The organism is Phyllobacterium sp. SL163, assembly GCF_049896885.1.
Lineage (GTDB): Bacteria > Pseudomonadota > Alphaproteobacteria > Rhizobiales > Rhizobiaceae > Phyllobacterium > Phyllobacterium calauticae.
Genome location: NZ_JAFCVE010000004.1, coordinates 400910 through 418305 on the forward strand (window position 1 = coordinate 400910; position 17396 = coordinate 418305).

The 17396-nt window shown below is 61.3% G+C and carries 15 protein-coding genes; 1 reads left to right on the top strand and 14 read right to left on the bottom strand.

Annotated elements, in window-relative coordinates; translation table 11 throughout:
• Positions 1–156: 156 nt before the first annotated feature.
• The 7 genes from ACP7B1_RS11715 to ACP7B1_RS11745 form a co-directional block, all read right to left on the bottom strand.
• The gene (locus tag ACP7B1_RS11715) at positions 157–861 is read right to left on the bottom strand and encodes a TIGR02453 family protein (RefSeq protein WP_346304867.1); all 705 of its coding nucleotides are present in this window, start codon (positions 859–861) and stop codon (positions 157–159) included.
• Entirely contained in the window at positions 858–3002 is a 2145-nt protein-coding gene (ligA, locus tag ACP7B1_RS11720) for an NAD-dependent DNA ligase LigA (RefSeq protein ID WP_426136923.1), read from the bottom strand. Before ligA ends, ACP7B1_RS11715 begins: the two co-directional genes overlap by 4 nt.
• A 237-nt stretch (positions 3003–3239) precedes the next feature.
• On the bottom strand, positions 3240–4919 hold the full coding sequence (recN, locus tag ACP7B1_RS11725) for a DNA repair protein RecN (RefSeq protein WP_346308148.1): 1680 nt from the start codon (positions 4917–4919) through the stop codon (positions 3240–3242).
• A 23-nt stretch (positions 4920–4942) separates the two neighbouring features.
• Positions 4943–5812 (bottom strand): outer membrane protein assembly factor BamD, encoded by an 870-nt coding sequence (locus ACP7B1_RS11730; RefSeq protein WP_223612741.1) that lies wholly within the window; start codon positions 5810–5812, stop codon positions 4943–4945.
• Between the two features lie 225 nt (positions 5813–6037).
• On the bottom strand, positions 6038–6601 hold the full coding sequence (locus tag ACP7B1_RS11735) for a DUF4865 family protein (protein ID WP_346308149.1): 564 nt from the start codon (positions 6599–6601) through the stop codon (positions 6038–6040).
• Positions 6602–6612: 11 nt separating this feature from the next.
• The gene (locus ACP7B1_RS11740; RefSeq protein ID WP_346308150.1) at positions 6613–7032 is read right to left on the bottom strand and encodes a cupin domain-containing protein; all 420 of its coding nucleotides are present in this window, start codon (positions 7030–7032) and stop codon (positions 6613–6615) included.
• A gap of 31 nt (positions 7033–7063) precedes the next feature.
• Positions 7064–7453 (bottom strand): tautomerase family protein, encoded by a 390-nt coding sequence (locus tag ACP7B1_RS11745; protein WP_346308151.1) that lies wholly within the window; start codon positions 7451–7453, stop codon positions 7064–7066.
• A 139-nt stretch (positions 7454–7592) separates the two neighbouring features.
• Here ACP7B1_RS11745 and ACP7B1_RS11750 point away from each other — a divergent pair, with 139 nt between their 5' ends.
• On the top strand, positions 7593–8495 hold the full coding sequence (locus ACP7B1_RS11750) for a LysR substrate-binding domain-containing protein (RefSeq protein ID WP_346308152.1): 903 nt from the start codon (positions 7593–7595) through the stop codon (positions 8493–8495).
• A gap of 20 nt (positions 8496–8515) precedes the next feature.
• Here the strand turns inward: ACP7B1_RS11750 and lpxC are convergent, their stop codons facing one another.
• From lpxC to murC, 7 genes are all read right to left on the bottom strand, one after another.
• On the bottom strand, positions 8516–9463 hold the full coding sequence (gene lpxC, locus ACP7B1_RS11755) for a UDP-3-O-acyl-N-acetylglucosamine deacetylase (protein WP_346308170.1): 948 nt from the start codon (positions 9461–9463) through the stop codon (positions 8516–8518).
• A gap of 267 nt (positions 9464–9730) precedes the next feature.
• Positions 9731–11425 carry a cell division protein FtsZ gene (gene ftsZ / locus ACP7B1_RS11760; protein WP_223612736.1) on the bottom strand — a complete coding sequence of 565 codons (1695 nt, stop codon included), beginning with the start codon at positions 11423–11425 and terminating at the stop codon, positions 9731–9733.
• A gap of 66 nt (positions 11426–11491) precedes the next feature.
• Entirely contained in the window at positions 11492–12814 is a 1323-nt protein-coding gene (gene ftsA, locus ACP7B1_RS11765) for a cell division protein FtsA (RefSeq protein WP_182549367.1), read from the bottom strand.
• Positions 12811–13752 (bottom strand): cell division protein FtsQ/DivIB, encoded by a 942-nt coding sequence (locus ACP7B1_RS11770; RefSeq protein WP_426136924.1) that lies wholly within the window; start codon positions 13750–13752, stop codon positions 12811–12813. The genes ftsA and ACP7B1_RS11770 overlap by 4 nt, the downstream gene beginning before the upstream one ends.
• Positions 13740–14666, bottom strand: coding sequence for a D-alanine--D-alanine ligase (locus ACP7B1_RS11775; protein ID WP_346308154.1), 927 nt, complete (start codon positions 14664–14666; stop codon positions 13740–13742). Before ACP7B1_RS11775 ends, ACP7B1_RS11770 begins: the two co-directional genes overlap by 13 nt.
• Before the next feature lie 279 nt (positions 14667–14945).
• Positions 14946–15920 (bottom strand): UDP-N-acetylmuramate dehydrogenase, encoded by a 975-nt coding sequence (gene murB / locus ACP7B1_RS11780; RefSeq protein WP_346308155.1) that lies wholly within the window; start codon positions 15918–15920, stop codon positions 14946–14948.
• Between the two features lie 56 nt (positions 15921–15976).
• Positions 15977–17377, bottom strand: a complete 1401-nt coding sequence (murC, locus tag ACP7B1_RS11785; protein ID WP_346308156.1) for a UDP-N-acetylmuramate--L-alanine ligase — start codon at positions 17375–17377, stop codon at positions 15977–15979.
• Between the last annotated feature and the right edge of the window lie 19 nt (positions 17378–17396).

Genomic DNA, 17396 nt, shown 5'->3' on the forward strand with positions numbered 1-17396 from the left:
TTGCTGAGCGGAAATTATCTGCGTGTATTCACGCTGTACATTTGTTCAGTACAAAAACATGACTATAAAAGTCAATATTAAATACACCGATTATTTCAGGCCGATTTATTGGCCGCAACGGTGTTGCCGCAGCACCACATTTGTCCCGTCGGCACATCAGGAAACCAGCGTTCCCTCGATCTTTTTTCCCCAGTCGATGAGCGGCTTGGCCTTCAATGCAAAGGCGAAGAGTTCGTCGGCAAGCGCCGGCGAGGTAATGCCATCCGGATCAATGGGATGGCGCACGACGAAATGCCGGTTGCGCAGGGCTTCGACAAGGTCGGGATCGGTCACCGTTTCGAAGCCGCGCGGCGTGCGCTTCAGGCGGTCGTAATCGCTTAAGGTCAGTCCGCCCTTTTTCAATGCGGCCACCATGGCGCGGTAGTTCTCTGGCTTGTCGACGATGGCCTTGCGCATCGCTGCGAGAAGCTCCGGCTTCTGCTGCCACCACGCGACGGCGGCGTAGCAGCCCTTGTAGTCCTCCAGGCCGACGCAGACGTAGAAACAGCCTGATTCGGCCCATTTGCTGCCATCGGACGAAAGCAGTGCGGAGAGATGCCGGTTGTAGGGGCTCTTGTCCTTGGCAAAGCGCGTATCCCGCTTGATGCGGAACTGCGATTTCTTGCGGTCACCCTTGAACGGCAATCCGGCCTTTTCAAACCGGGCGATCAGATCATCGATAAGGTCGCCCAGCGGCTCGTGCAGGTGGGCTTCGAACAGATCCTTGTTCTCAACGAACCACTCCCGGTTCTGGTGAAAATCCAGCGCCTTGAGGAAGGGCAGCGCCTTGTCGCCAAAGCCTTTGAAAACCGTCTCGCTCATGCGCCCACCAGGGTAAACCAGGCATCTTCATCGATGACTTCGATGCCGAGGGACTGTGCCTGCGTCAGCTTGGAGCCCGCCCCCGGCCCGGCCACCACCAGATCGGTCTTTTTCGAGACGGACCCGGCTGTCTTGGCGCCGTAGCGTTCGGCCATGGCTTTCGCTTCATCCCTCGACATGCGCTCCAGCGAACCGGTGAAGACAATGGTCTTGCCGACAACCGGCGAATTGCTGACCGTGCGCACCTCTTCGTCCAGCGGCGTGACTTCCGCCAGCAGGGCAGCCAGCGCCGTCCGGTTGTGCTCTTCCGCATAGAAATCGACGAGTGCCTCGGCCACGATGCTGCCGATGCCGTCCACCTCGTTGAGCTCGCGCCAGGCGTCATTGCCCTTGTCGGATTTGTCCGCCGGCAGGGTTGCCGCCTGCGCAACGGCTGCCAGCGCCGCATAGGAGCGATAGGCCTTGGCCAGCCGCTTGGCATTGACCTCGCCGACATGGCGAATGCCCAGACCATAGATGAAGCGGCTCAGCGCCACCTGCCGCCGGTCATCGATCGCGTCATAGAGTTTCTTCACCGACACCGCGCCGAAACCATCGATGTTTTCCAGCTTCGCCAGCGATGCCGCCTGCCGTTTCTTCAGGGTGAAAATATCCGCAGGCGTGCCGATATGCAGGGCCGGATCGTCCGATTTGAAGAAGAACTCGACCTGCTTTTCGCCAAGCCCCTCAATGTCGAAGGCATTGCGCGAGACGAAGTGCCGGATGCGCTCCACCGCCTGCGCCGGGCAGATCAGCCCGCCGGTGCAGCGCCGGACCACTTCCCCCTCTTCGCGCACCGCATGCGAGCCACAGGCCGGGCAGGTATCCGGGAAGACATAGGCGGACGGGCCGCGCGGCTTGTCCGCGACGATATCGACGATCTGCGGGATGACGTCGCCCGCCCGCTGCACCACGACGGTATCGCCGACGCGCAGGTCCCGCCCCTCGCGGACAGGCTGGCCGTTCTGGCCGATGCCTTTGATATAGTCCTCATTGTGCAGGGTCACATTGGTGACGACGACACCGCCCACGGTAACCGGTTCAAGCCGGGCGACAGGGGTCAGCGCGCCGGTCCGCCCGACCTGAATGTCGATGCCGCGCAGGATGGTGATCGCCTGTTCCGCGGGGAATTTGTGGGCAATGGCCCAGCGCGGACTGCGGGAGACAAAGCCCAGCCGCTGCTGCAAAGCGAGATCATCGACCTTGTAGACAACGCCGTCGATATCATAGCCCAGCGTCGCCCGCTGTTCCTCGATCTGGTGATAGTGCCTGACCAGGCCATCCACCGTCTCGAACTTCTGCATCAGCGGATTGACGCGGAAGCCGTAGGACTTGAATGCCTCCACCATGCCCATCTGCGTTGCCGCAGGCATGGCGCTGACCTCGCCCCAGGCATAGGCGAAAAACTGCAGGGGCCGCGATGCGGTGATCGTCGCGTCGAGCTGGCGCAGCGATCCCGCCGCCGCGTTGCGCGGATTGGCGAAGACCGGCTTGCCATCCTGCGTCTGGCGTTCGTTCAGCGCGGCAAAATCCGCATGGCTCATATAGACTTCGCCGCGCACCTCCAGCACCTCGGGCGGATTGCCGCCCAGCACATTGGGTATGCTCGCGACCGTGCGGGCATTGAGCGTGACGTTTTCGCCCGTCGTCCCGTCGCCGCGGGTGGCGGCGGTGACCAGGCGGCCCATCTCGTAGCGCAGCGACAGGGACAGTCCGTCGATCTTCGGTTCGGCGGTGATTTCAACCGGCGCGCTGGCGCCCAGCTTGAGGAAACGGCGGATGCGGTCGACAAAATCCTGCACGTCCTGATCGGAAAAGGCATTGTCCAGCGACAGCATCGGAATGGAATGCGTGACCTTGCCGAACTTTTCAGAGACCGTCGCACCGACCTTGTTCGACGGGGAGTCCTCGCGCTTCAGGTGCGGGAAACGCTGCTCGATGGCAAGGTTCCGCCGCCGCAGGGCGTCATATTCCCCATCGGATATCGTCGGCGCATCTTCCGTGTTGTAGCGGTAGTCGTGCTGGGCAATCTCAGCCGCCAGACGGCCAAGTTCCTCTGCCGCTTCTGCTTCGCTCAATTCTTCTACGGGAATGTCTGCCATGGCCTGTCCGACGCTGAAAATACGGATTCGGCGGGAGATTAACTGAAGCGGCGCGCAAATGCACCGTTCAAAATCGACGGGATTCGCAGGTTGCAGTCAGCTCCTGCCACAACCCGCTCTGCATGAAGATGGTGCGTGGTTCGACAAGCTCACCATGAGCGAGGTTTGTATTCTGCAGGACGCCAAGTTCCCTCATGGTGAGCTTGTCGAACCACGCAGCGCAGGCGTGCAACCCGCTCAGGAGGCAGCAGCGCTGTTCTCACGCAGAAGCCGCACCGCGGCGGCACGTGCTTCATCCGTGACGCTGGCACCCGCCAGCATCCGGGCAATTTCTTCCTGGCGGTCGCCCGTTTCCATCGCATGGATGGACGTGGCAACACGGTCATTGCCCCTGGCGGATTTGGCGATGAGAAAATGCGTCTGCGCCCGTGCCGCCACCTGCGGCGCGTGGGTGACCGACAGCACCTGCACCCGGTCCGACAGGCGGCGCAGCCGCTGGCCGATGGCATCGGCCACGGCACCGCCAACGCCCGTGTCGATTTCGTCGAACACCAGTGTCGGCGCCGAACCGCGATCGGCCAGCGCCACCTTCAACGCCAGCAGGAAGCGCGACAGCTCGCCGCCCGACGCCACCTTCATCATCGGCCCCGCGCGGGTGCCGGGATTGGTCCGCACCCAGTATTCGACCGTATCGATGCCCTCGGGCAGGCGGTTTTCCGGGTCCGCCGCCATCTCGACGATGAATTCGGCCCGCTCCAGCTTCAGCGCCGGAAGCTCGGCCATGACGGCTGCCTTGAGGTGACCGGCGGTTTCGTGCCGCTCCCGTGACAGGGTCGCCGCCGCCTCGTCATAGGCTGCCCGCGCCGCGACAGCTTCCTTTTCCAGCGCGCCGAGCCGCTCGGCGCCCGCATCGATATCCGCGAGATCCGCATCCATCTTGTCGCGCAGGCCGGCGAGATCATCCACCGGTACGGAATATTTGCGGGCGGCACCGCGCAGGGCGAAAAGCCGCTCTTCCGTCTGCTCGAGAACACGCGGATCGAAATCAATGGCACGGATCGCCTGTTCAATGCCGTTCTGCGCTTCCGTCAGGGCGTTGAGCGCCTCGTCGATGGCCTTGACCACCGGTTCCAGCAGCTGTGGCGCTTCCGGCACCTTGCGTTCCAGCCGCCGCACGAGGCTCGCCAGCGACGGAACCGGGGAACCCGAGCCCGACAGCACCTCGTTGGCATCGTTGACATCGCCAGCGATCTTTTCCGAGCGCATCATTTCGGTGCGCCTGGTGGCCAGCGCCTCTTCTTCCAGCGGTTCCGGATCGAGCTTTGTCAGTTCGTCGACGGAGGCCCGCAGATAATCCGCCTCGCGCGTCGCCGCCTCAACCTTGGCGCGGTGCCGCACCAGCGTGTTTTCCGCATCCCGCCAGGTCTTGTGCAATGAGCGGACCGTTGCCGCCTTGGTTTCCAGCGAACCGAAAGCGTCGAGCAGTGTACGGTGAATATCGATATCGATCAGTGCGCGGTCATCGTGCTGGCCATGGATTTCGACCAGTCTCCGGCCGAGCTCCTTCAACAGCGTGACGCTTGCGGCCTGATCGTTGATGAAGACGCGGCTGCGGCCATCCGATGTCTGCACGCGGCGCAGGATGATGTCGCCGTCATCGCTGATGTCGTTGTCGCGCAGGAGTTCGCGGGCGGGATGGGCACCGGCCACGTCGAACACAGCCGTTACCTGCCCCTGCTCCGCGCCGTGGCGCACCAGCGAGGCATCGCCGCGCGCGCCGAGGGCGAGCGACAAGGCATCGAGAAGGATGGATTTTCCGGCGCCGGTCTCGCCGGTGAGTACCGACAAGCCATCGCGAAACTCAATGTCGAGCCGTTCAATCAGAACAATATCGCGGATCGACAGGTGCGAAAGCATGAATCGCTCAGGTTAATAGTGGATCAGGCGCCATTTTTCTTGCTGCCCACGATCGTCTGGGCAGCCTGTGACAGCCAGGAACCGGCATTCTGGCGCGGCTCCAGACCGCCGCTCTGCAGCAGCTTGTAGCTGTCCTTGTACCACTGGCTGTCCGGGTAGTTCTGTCCGAGTACCGCTGCGGCCGACTGCGCCTCGCTGGTCAGACCCAGCGCATAATAGGCTTCGGTCAGGCGTGCCAGTGCTTCTTCGACATGGCGGGTGTTGGAATACTGTTCGACAACGCCGCGGAAGCGCTTGATCGATGCCAGATATTCCTTGCGTTCCAGATAATAGCGGCCGACCTGCATTTCCTTGCCGGCGAGCTGATCGCGGCCGAAACGGATCTTTTCCTTGGAATCGTCGACATATTCCGACTGCGGGAAACGCTCGACGACTTCATTGAACGCCGTGATGGAGCGGCGTGTCATTGTCTGTTCGCGCGTCACGTCCGGGATCTGGCGGTAATAGCACAGGCCGGTGATGTAATAGGCGTAGGCGGCTTCCGGCTGCGTCGGATACAGCGCGATGTAGCGCTTGGTCATGGCGAGCGAGTCGTCATACTTGCCGGCACGGTAATTGGCGAAAGCACCCATCACCAGCGCCTTGCGGGCGAATTCGGAATAGGGATGCTGGCGGTCGACGGCATCGAACTTCTTGGCGGCCTCGTCCAGGCGCCCGGCATTCAGATTGGCGAGGGCCTGGTTGTAGAGCACATCGGCGGGCTCGATTGTGTCGACATAGGCCGACAGGTCGAGGTCCTTATCGTTCGAGGCACAACCGGAAATGGCTGTTGCACCGGCAACGGACGCCATAAGAAGGGCCAACCGGGCCTTGCTGCCAAACCCTGCACTCATCGACATTCTGCAACTCGCCATTCTGTCTTAGGCCCCATTCAAGAAATTAGAGCATTCTGCGCAAATCCGATATCACGTTTGCGCATCATGCTCTAGATACTGTCAAACTCACTGTCAGTTGCGCGTTCTTAAACCACAAGCCAACAGAATCAGCAATCTTATTGCCATCTAATCGTCCAAATTTGTGGCGGAGGCAGAAATGAGTTGCGAAAAGAACATATTCCCTTATTTCGGCAGCGACATATGCCCTACCCGGTAAATCCTGGTCGCCTCATCGGCCTGTTCCGGCTGCTCCGCAGCCCACAGCCGGAAACGCACCACCGTCCATGTGGTCGGCTCAAAACCCGCCACGGATGCAAGAATACCGTCGTGTTCGCCATCCCGTAACACCCGCCCGCTTTCCTGTTTGCGTCTTTCGCCCAGGGGCATGGAGGCGTCGACCGGCACAATCTCCCGCGTCGCAAACGCCGCCCGCGACACGTCGGGCGACACGAAGGCCTGCCAGACAAACCAGGACTTTACCTGCGGCCGGCCGAACGCGCCCGACACGCCGGCAAACCCGTCCCCGCCGAGAAAATTGTTCAGGCCCTCCACATCGTCCCACAGGTAAAACGGCGCATAGAGGTTGTCACGGCTGCGGGTTGCATCCGTGCGGCGGGCCGACAGATAGGCCTTGAAGCGCAGATGCGGATAATTGTCGAGCAGATGCCCTTTCTCGGCGATCCGCCGGTCGATGATCCCCATGTCATAATCGGCAGGCAGGGTGAAACTGTATTGCATCGCGATCATGATCGTTCTCCTCATCGTATGACGGGTTCAAGCCAATGCACCGACTTGCCGTCATGCACGGCCTGAATGCTGACATAGGAGAACGCGCTGTCAGCGCTGGCGCCGTGCCAATGGCGTTCATCCGGAGCGAACCAGACGCAATCCCCGGCCCGCAATTCTTCAACCGGTCCGCCGTCCCTCTGGGCAACGCCGACGCCGGACAGGACATAGAGGAACTGTCCGCGCGGATGGGTGTGCCAATGGGTGATGACCGAAGGGTCGACGGTGGCACGCATCACGGTGTTCTCACCTTCGCTTTCGCTTTCCAAGAGCATTTCCGCCCAGAACGGCGCGGAAGATATGCCCTCCGGCGCGCGTCCGATTGCCGTCCCTGCCCGCCGTATTGTCATTTCCGCCGGACAGGCCTTTGGTTTCGTGGTTATGTCGTTCATGGACTGATTTCCTGTACTGAGAAAAGCCGGGTCAGGCGACTTCGAGCATCTGCATGCCGCCATTGCTGAAGGACCATTCATCGCGCGAGGACGTGCTGATGATGATCATGACATCCTCGGGGCGCACGCCAGGAGAAACCGCAAGCTTCGCGACAAGCCGCTCGTAGAACGCCTTCTTCGTCGCCGCATCGCGCGGTTTGCCGATGGTAATGGCAAAGATGATGAAATCGTCGGAGCGCGGGCCGCCGAGATAATGGCGGTCGAAAATGAACTCGTTCGGGCGGTGCTGGTGGATGACCTGGAAAAGATCGTTCTGCGGAACATTGAACGTCTCTATCATCGCCTGATACAGGCTGTCGGACACGGCTTTCAGATAATCATCAGACTTGCCCTGCATGAGGGAGATACGGGCGAACGGCATGGAACGATCCTCTTTGTCTGGCGCCCCGGCACATGGTGTGAAGCGCAATTGAACTTGACGGAACCGTTCTAGCACCGCACAATCATCCTGATAATCAGAAATATATGGATCGATGATCCTGAAAAATTGGACAATATATATGCGCCGGACCATATTCGACCTGGATGTTCTGCGAACCTTCACGACGGGCGTCGACCTTGGCAGTTTTGCCAAGGCAGCCGACAGGCTCGGCCGGTCGACCTCTGCGGTCAGCGCCCAGCTGAAAAAGCTGGAGCAGCAGGCGGGAACGCCGATCTTCCAGAAATCCGGGCGCGGCCTCGCCCTGACCGACGCGGGCGAGACGATGCTCGCCTATGCAAGGCGCCTGCTCGACCTCAACGACGAAGCGGCGAGCGCCATTCACGGCATCGAACTGGAAGGCTGGGTACGGCTCGGCCTGCAGGAGGATTTCGGCGAAACCCTGCTGCCCAATATTCTCGGGCAGTTTGCGCGGGCTCATCCCAAGGTGCGCATCGAAGCGCGCGTGGCCCGCAATGCGGAACTGCTTGAGCGCGTCGCATCCGGCCGCCTCGATCTCGCACTGGCCTGGAACAACAGCGCACCGCTGTCCAACAGCGAACGGGTCATGGAGGTTCCCATGCGCTGGGTCGGCTCCATCAATCCCGACATGGTGTGGCAGAAGTCCGGCAACGAACCCCTGCCGCTGGCCGCCCTCGAAGCGCCCTGCCTGTTGCGCACCGCCGCCATCAATGCGCTGGATCGCGCCGGCATCGCCTGGCGCCTGGCGTTCATCAGTCCGAGCCTGGGCGGCCTGTGGGCCGCAACGGCGGCGGGGCTCGGCCTCACCATCCGCACGCCGATCGGCTTGCCGGGAACGGTGCAGGCTATACCGCCTGGGGCAAACGGGCTGCCCCTGCTGCCAAATCTGGGATTGGATCTGTACCGGGCCGATGCGGAACCGTCGCCGGTCACGGCCCGGCTGGCATCGATCATCCTGCAGGCATTGCACGAGTCAGTGCGTGTGGGAGCAAAGGCCGCGTAAACCGGTTGGTGCAAGACTGGCTAGACAGCCCAGGGTGCAAACACCGGTGCATGGACAGCGACGAGTGATGCACCGCGCCCCGGGATGCCCGCTGTTTCGACGATCTCGAACGCAGAGTGATCGGACAGCAGTGCCCGCAGCGCCATGGCATTCAGGCGGTGGCCGCCGCGATAGGAGCGGAAGCAGCCGATGAACGGCGCCCCTGCCAGGGCAAGATCACCAACGGCATCCAATGTCTTGTGGCGCACGAACTCATCGGGAAAACGCAGGCCGCCGGGATTGATGACCGTATGGTCATCGCCGATGACAAGTGAATTATCCAGTGACGAACCGAGCGCCAGCCCGGCAGCCCAGAGCTTTTCCACATCGCGCATGAACCCGAAGGTGCGGGCGGACGCAATCTCGTCGCGGAACACCGCCTCGCTCATATCCGCGGCAAAGATCTGCCTGCCGATGATGGGTGTATCGAAATCGATCTCCACCTCGTAGCGCGTGCCGTCGTGGGGGACGAACTCCGCCCAGGAGGCACCGGCCTCGATGCGCGACGGCTTAAGCACGCGGATATAGCGCCGCCGGGCTGTCTGCTGGACCAGCCCCGCCTCATCGAAAGCCACGAGGAAGGCGGCCGACGTGCCATCGACGATCGGCACTTCCGGCGCATCGATCTCGATGATCAGATTGTCGATCCCTGCCCCGGATATCGCGGCCATCACATGTTCAACGGTGCTGACGGTCGCGCCGCTCCGCTTGCCCAGCGTGGTGCTGAGATCCGTCGTGCCGACTTCCGAGACCAGCGCCTTGATGGCATGGCTGCGCCCTTCGCCATCCTGCCGGTGAAAGACAATGCCCGTATCGGCGGCGGACGGCGCGAAGGTCATCGTGACGGGTGCGCCACTGTGGACGCCAACGCCGGACAGCGAAACCCGCTCTGCAATGGTCGTTTGATAGTCGCGCAACTGAGACCCCATGCCCTGCTCTGCCCCATGCCCTGCTTTGGCCATGTCATCATTCAATCAATCTGTGCCGTTCTGCCAGAATCAAGGTGAACCGCAGCTATTTTGCGCCGGACGATACAATTGACGCGGCGTCAGGCAAAATCACGGTTTCGGCAGTCCCGCAACGGTCCTGCACGGACAAGAGCTAGGTCGTTTCCGAGGTTTTTCAATAGTTTGAACGAAAAAACCCGCCATTGGGACAATGGCGGGTTTCATATTTCTTAACAATACGTGATCGGATCAGTTGGCCTGGCGGCGCAGGAATGCCGGGATTTCCAGCTGATCGTCTTCCGACGACTGGCGCGACTGGGGCTGAACACGGCCCTGTTCGTCCAGCTGTCCGCGGCGCGGTGCATAGATCGATGCATCCTGCGACAGCGGGCGGCGCGGCTCTGCCGGGCGCATGGCCGGTTCGCGCGGCTGTGCCGGTTCAAGCCGTGCAGTGTCGTCTTCGCGGCGGGTCAGGCCGGCGGTCAGACGCTTCAGCAGACCCATCGGGCCACGGTCTTCGTGGCTGTCATAGGATGCCTGGTCGCGGCCGTGATCACGCGCATTGAGTTCCGCCTGAACAACCGGTGGGAAGTCGGACACGTTTGGCATGCGCGGTGCCGGTGCAGGCTGCGCGACGGGCGCTGCCTGCATCTGAACCTGCGGCTGCGGTGCCGGCTGGTGGACAGGCTGCTGCGGTGCTGCGGCAACCGGCGCATCGAACACTTCCGGAGCAGGTGCCTGGAAAATGCGGCTCTGCGGACGGAATTCCTGTTCGGCCGGCTGCGGTGCGCGCTGCGGCATTTCCATTTCCGCGGCGCGGATGGCGTCGGCGACCGGATCGGCAAGGCGGGCTGCCGGCTGCTGCACGACAGGGCGCGGCGCAACAGTCTCGACCCGTGCGGCCGGCTGCTGGACCGGCTTGGCAATCGGCTTCATCGGCTGGCGAAATTCGATCGGCGCAGGGGCCGACTCTCCCAGCTGCTTGTCGATGCCTGTTGCCACGACCGAAACGCGGATGATGCCTTCGAGGCTTTCGTCGAAGGTTGCGCCGAGGATGATATTGGCATCCTGATCGACTTCTTCGCGAATGCGCGTTGCCGCTTCATCGACTTCGAACAGCGTCATGTCACGGCCGCCGGTGATCGAGATCAGCAGGCCCTTGGCGCCACGCATCGAGGTTTCGTCGAGCAGCGGGTTGGCAATGGCAGCTTCGGCAGCGGCCATGGCGCGGCCATCGCCGGATGCTTCGCCCGTGCCCATCATCGCCTTGCCCATCTCGCGCATCACCGAACGCACGTCGGCGAAGTCGAGGTTGATCAGGCCTTCCTTGACCATCAGGTCGGTGATGCAGGCAACGCCGGAGTAGAGAACCTGGTCGGCCATGGCGAAGGCATCGGCAAAGGTCGTCTTGTCATTGGCGATGCGGAAGAGGTTCTGGTTCGGAATGACGATCAGTGTGTCGACATTCTTCTGCAGGTCCTCGATGCCCATATCGGCGGTGCGCATACGGCGCTGGCCTTCGAAATGGAAAGGCTTGGTGACGACACCCACGGTCAGGATGCCTTTTTCGCGGGCGGCGCGAGCAACAACGGGCGCAGCGCCAGTACCGGTACCGCCACCCATGCCGGCCGTGACGAAGCACATGTGCGTGCCCTGCAGGTGATCGTTGATTTCATCGATGCATTCTTCAGCGGCGGCGCGGCCGACTTCCGGCTGCGAACCGGCGCCCAGACCTTCGGTCACTGCAGCACCGAGCTGAATGAGACGTTCAGCCTTCGACTGCGACAAGGCCTGCGCATCCGTATTGGCCACAACAAACTCAACACCGCGCAAACCGGCATTGATCATGTTATTGACCGCGTTGCCACCGCCACCGCCAACACCAAACACGGTGATCCGGGGCTTAAGCTCGGTAATGTCCGGCTTTTGCAGATTGATGCTCATTTGTTTGTTCCTTTTTCCTTTACCGCTTCGCCGCCGCGGTATCTTTTTTGGGTTTCCCCGGATTGATCAAAAACTCTCTTTCAGCCACTGGCCGATACGCTGAAAACGCCCACCCGTACCCGTCATCAGCGATGATGAACCGGCCTTTACAGAACGCTCCTCAATTCCTGCCACCTGCGGATAGATCAACAGACCGACCGCTGCGGAGAAAGCTGGCCCCTTGGCTGCTTCGGGAAGCCCCGTCACACCCAGAGGACGGCCAATACGTACGTTGCGGGCCAGAATACGGCGCGCCACTTCAGGCAAACCCGCCAGCTGGCTGGCTCCGCCTGTCAGGACAACACGCTTGCCGACAATCTGGCCGTAGCCGGACTGGTTGAGGCGGTCGCGTGCCAATTCCAGTGTTTCTTCGACGCGCGCCCGGATGATGCGTGTCAGCACCGCGCGCGGATATTGGTTGGGAACGTCGCGGCCGTCATTGCCGAGCGGCGAGACGCTGATGAGATCGCGGTCATCGGCAGCGCTTGGCAGGGCCGAGCCGTGCATGACCTTCAGCCGTTCCGCGTCGTCCATATGGGCGGAAAGACCGCGCGCCACATCCATCGTCACGTGATTGCCGCCGATGGCGATGGCATCCGCATGGATGAACTTGCCTTCGGAGAACACGGAAATCGTCGTGGTACCGCCGCCCATGTCGATGCAGGCCGCGCCCATTTCCGCTTCGTCGTCGACGAGCGCTGAAAGGCCGCTGGCGTAAGGGGTTGCAATCATCGCCTCGACCGAGAGGTGGCAGCGGTTGACGCAGAGTTCGAGGTTGCGCAGCGGCGCCGCATCGGCGGTCAGCACATGCATCTCGACCCCAAGCGTGTCGCCGATCATCCCCAGCGGGTCGCGGATGCCCTTCTCGCCATCGAGCGCATAACCGATGGGCAGCGAATGCACGAGGTGGCGTTCCGTCGCCAGCGCCTGCTTGGCACCGGCGGCAAGCACCCGGCGGATATCGGACTGGTCGACTTCATGGCCGCCCAGATTGATGCTGGCGGAAAAGCTTTCGCTCTTCAGGCGTCCGGCGGAAATATTGACGATCATCGAGTCGACGGTGAGGCCAGCCATGCGTTCGGCCGCATCGACCGCCAGGCGGATGGCCTGTTCCGCCGCGTCGAGATTGACGATGACGCCTGATTTGATGCCGCGCGATTTCTGGTGGCCGATGCCGAGCACCTCGATGCGATGGGTGCGGCCGGGCAGATGCGCGCTTTCCTCACGCGGACGCAGCCGGGCGATGATGCAGCACACCTTGCTTGAACCGATGTCAAGAACCGTCAAAGACCGCGTCCGTTTTGCGGAGGCAGCTCCAGTCGACGTGCTCTTTCCGTTCAGAATACTCATATACGCTTCTCCGAACGCTTAGGCGCCTTGTCCCGCGCCTTCAAAAACTCTACGCGCTGCACCATCGCATCTGGCGTCAGCTTCAAAACAACCCGGTCGGCAAGCCGCATGTCGACCGACGAGATCGCCCGGGACAACAGCCCGTCCTTCCGGTCCATCTTCACGATATCGGCCAATGCCTGATCTATACGGAATTCCGGCAGCATCACTGTCACGCCGTTCTTCAGGATCAGATCCCAGCGCCGGTCGCCGACGCGGGCATAGGCCCGGACCTGCGACACGACATCCGGAAATGCTGCAATCTGCGCGAACAGCATTTTCGCCTGCTTGTCGGCACCCACGCCCATGATCAGCGGCAGCGCCGAATGGCGGCCGGACGAATAGGGGACGATCACGCGGCCATCCTCGTCGATGATCGACAGATCATCGCCGTTCTGCCAGACAGCCAGGGCGGAGCGCTCGTGAATCGAAATTTGGATCGTGTTCGGATAGACCTTGAACACATCGACGGATTCAACCCAAGGCAGGGTTGCCACGGCCTTCTGCGCATCGGCGGCACTCAGGCCGACCAGCGAGGTCTCGCCATCGAGGCCCAGCGCGCCGAGCACGTCGATCTCGGAGGTTTCCTTGTTGCCGACCACTTTCACGTCTTCGATGGCAAAACCGAAGGTCGATGTCGTTACCTTGACCACCTCGGGAGCATGGCCACCAAGAATGGCACCGTAAGCGCCGGTCAGAGCCAGAAAGACGACAGCACCGAGGGTTCCCGTATGGTTGGGGATATGAACCTCCCCTTCAACCATGCGGGTGAAGACGCGCACAGGCTTGCGCAGGAATTTCGGCAGGACGAAGCGGAAACGGCCAAAAGCCGCCATCCTGTCCGAAGACACTGGCGCCACACCCCGCGGGTGTCCTTTTTTGCCCTTCAACGCAAACACGATGCGTCCTCCACCATCCAACTCAACAATTCACCGAAGGTATGCCCCGCGGCTTTGGCGATATCAGGTACAAGAGATGTTGGAGTCATGCCCGGCTGGGTGTTTATCTCCAGCCAAATCAGTTCGCCATCTTCGGAAAAACGGTCGTCGTAACGGAAGTCCGACCGGCTAATCCCTTTACATCCAATTGCCTGATGCGCCTTGAGTGCTAGTGTTTGTATTTTTTGGTAAATTTTTAGTGAAATTTTAGCCGGACACACATGATTTGATCCGCCTGCAACATATTTTGAATCATAATCGTAGAACTGATGACCCACGGGAATGATTTCACACACCCCGATGGCCACATCGCCCATCACGGCGCATGTCAGTTCGCGACCATGGATGTAGCGCTCGACCATGACGGTGTTGCCATATTTCCATTCCGCCGAGGTGATCACCTGCGGCGGATGCGACTGATCCTCCTTAACGATGACGACACCGAAGCTCGACCCCTCATTGACGGGCTTGACCACATAGGGCGGCTTCATCGGATGTTTCGTGGTGAAATCGAAACGGTTCATCACCTTGGCTTCGGCCACGGGAACACCGGCAGCCCTGGCGATGGTCTTCGCCTGCTCCTTGTCCATGGCCAGCGCCGACGCAAGCACGCCGGAATGGGTATAGGGAATTTCCAGATATTCGAGGATACCCTGGATCGTACCGTCCTCGCCGAAAGGACCATGCAGCGCGTTGAACACCACATCGGGGCGCAGCTCAGCCAGCACGCTGGCGATGTCGCGGGTCACGTCAACGCGCGTGACCGGATAGCCCTCGGCCTCCAAAGCATCGGCGCAGGCATTGCCCGAGGAGAGACTCACCGGACGCTCCGATGAAAATCCGCCCATCAGCACCGCAACATGCTTTTTCGCCATGAAGGCAACCCCTTGTACACATCCCCATCAAAGCCGAAAAACGACATGAGTCTCCGCACGCCCGGCGATCAAGACCGCAGGCACCCGAGGCTGACCAAATCAGCCGACTCAAATCAGTTAACGCTTGCCCCTAAAGAATCAGAGAGTTGATTCCGTGACAAGTCCCCTTTGATTCAACAATGAAATTTGGCGTAAAAAAAAGTGTTTGCGATTCGATTTCGGAAACAAAATCAGAGGCAAACGCGCCTCTGATTCAACGTAAAAAAATTTCGGTTTTTGCTACAAAAGCTGCCCCATATACTCCTGCACTTCCTGGCCGGGACGGAAAAGCCCCAGACGCTTGATTTCCCAGTGCAGATGGATGCCGGAGTTTTGCAGCACGAGTGAGCGGATCGTCTCGCCGAGGGTTTCAAGGTCATGACCGCTGGCCGTGCCGGTATTGATCATGAAATTGCAGTGCATCGGCGACATCTGTGCACCGCCGATCATCAGGCCGCGACCGCCCGCCGCGTCGATTTCCTTCCAGGCGGATGTGCCTTCCGGGTTCTTGAAGGTCGAGCCGCCGGTCTTCTCGCGGATCGGCTGCACGGTCTCGCGGTGCTGCTGCACCGCATGCATCGCCGCCTGAATGGCATGGGTTTCGCCGGGTGTTCCTTCCAGCAATGCGGAGGTGAAGATCAGGTCGCCGGCTGCGCCGCAATGGCGATAGGCATAACCCATGTCGGCATTGGACAGGATATGCACATTGCCTTTGCGGTCGAGTGCCCGTACCTCAACCACCCGCTCGCGCGTCTCGACCCCGTTGGCACCGGCGTTCATGCGCAGCGCGCCGCCCAGCCCGCCGGGAATGCCGTGGTAAAAATGGAAGCCGGCGATCTTCGCCTCGAGCGCCGCCGCGGCAAGCCGCTTGTCCGGGGTCGCGGCACCCGCCCGCAACTGCGTATCGCCGACGCGTTCGACCTCGCCGAAGCCCTTGGCGGAGAGGCGCACGACAAAACCGGGGACGCCGCCGTCGCGCACCAGAAGGTTGGAACCGATGCCGACGACAAGGATGGGATATTCTTCGGGAACGGCCTGCAGGAAGGCTGCGAGGTCTTCCTCGTCGGCGGGCTGGAACATGACTTCCGCCGGGCCGCCGGCGCGGAACCAGGTCACCTTTTCCATGCCCATATTGGGCGTCAGCCGCCCGCGCAGCCCCGAGAAACGATCCCCCAGCTTGCCAAGCAGGGCCTCGCCGTCAATCCTTGAAGACATGATATCCTTCCAGCAGTTCGATCGTGAGGCACCACGGCCTCACGCAACCGCAAAATCTAAAGCGCAGCCAGCTCCTTTGGCAAGGCATAGGCCCATTGGGTGATGTTGCCGGCACCCAGGAAAACCACGAAATCGTCGGGCTTGGCGATGGTGGCGATCAAGGGCGCGATGTCCTGCGGACCCGCGATATACCGCGCGTCGCGGTGTGCCGCCGTCTTGATGCGGGACACCAGCGCTTCCGATGTTACGCCCTCGATCGGGTCTTCACCTGCGGTATAGACCGGCGCGACGATCACGGTATCGGCATCATTGAAGCACGCCGCAAACTCGTCAAAGAGGCTGGCCAGACGGGTAAAGCGATGCGGCTGGACAATGGCGATCACCCGGCCCTTGGCGGAATCGCGCGCCGCCTTCAGCACGGCCTTGATCTCGACCGGATGGTGGCCGTAATCGTCGAACACATCGACGCCCTTCCACGAACCGGTATGGGTAAAGCGCCGCTTCACGCCGCCGAAAGACGACAGGCCCTTCTTGATGTCCTCGGCGGAAATGCCGAGTTCATGCGCCACGGCAATCGCCGCTGTCGCGTTCGACACATTGTGCCTGCCGGGCATCGGCAGCCGCAGGCCCTTGATCTCAGTGGTCTCGCCAGTCTTGCGCTTGGCAATCTGCACGTCGAACTGCGAGGTCGGACCATCGACCACGAGATTGACGAAACGCACGTCGGCTTGCGGGTTTTCACCATAGGTGATGACGCGGCGGTCCTCGATGCGCGACACCAGCGACTGCACTTCCGGATGGTCGAGGCACATGACGCCGAAGCCGTAGAACGGCACGTTCTCGACGAACTGCCGGAAGGCTTCGCGCACCCGGTCGAACGTGCCGTAGTGATCGAGATGCTCCGGATCGATATTGGTGACCACGGCGATATCGGCAGGCAGCTTCAGGAAGGTGCCGTCGCTCTCGTCGGCTTCCACCACCATCCATTCGCCCGCACCCATGCGGGCATTGGTGCCATAGGCATTGATGATGCCGCCATTGATGACGGTCGGATCGAGATTGCCCGCATCGAGCAGCGTTGCCACCATCGAGGTGGTCGTGGTCTTGCCGTGCGTACCGCCAATGGCGACCGCCTGACGGAAGCGCATGAGTTCGGCCAGCATTTCGGCGCGGCGCACGATGGGCAAAAGTTTTTCGCGCGCGGCAACGAGTTCCGGATTGCTCTTCTTGATCGCCGTCGACACCACGATAACCTCGGCGTCGCCGAGATTATCCGCATCGTGTCCGACAAAGACCTCGATCCCCTTGTCACGCAGACGCTGCACATTGGCGCTGTCCGCTTGATCGGAACCCTGGACCTTGTAGCCGAGATTGTGCAGGACTTCGGCAATGCCGCTCATGCCGATACCGCCGATACCGATGAAATGAACAAGACCGATGTTGAGCGGCATCTTCATGGACGCACTCCTTTTTTGA